The 285-nt window shown below is 69.5% G+C and carries 1 pseudogene; it reads right to left on the reverse strand.

Features of this window, described 5'->3' with window-relative positions:
• Nucleotides 1–285, reverse strand: a pseudogene (locus FDW83_RS19000) (hypothetical protein); the annotation flags it as partial.

The raw sequence follows: 285 nt of genomic DNA on the forward strand, positions 1-285 counted from the left end.
GCGGTGAGGCCGCGGGTGAGGCGGCCGGCCAGGACGCCCGCGCCGGCTGCAAGCAGCAGGAACGTACCGGGGCGGTTGCGGGCGAAGCGCTGGACTTCGCTCAGCAGGTCGCCGGGCTGCTTGTTCTCAAGCCAGGAAGCCACGGACTCGCTGCGCTGGGCAGCCTGCCGGATGAGGTCGCTGGCTACACCCTGCTGGTCCGGGGCATCAGCCATGCTCTGCAACTGGCCGGAAATGGTCCGAATACCCTCGGCAGCCTTCTGCTGCTGGCTACCGGCCTGGTTG

It is taken from the genome of Pseudarthrobacter sp. NamE2 (assembly GCF_005796205.1).
GTDB lineage: Bacteria > Actinomycetota > Actinomycetes > Actinomycetales > Micrococcaceae > Arthrobacter.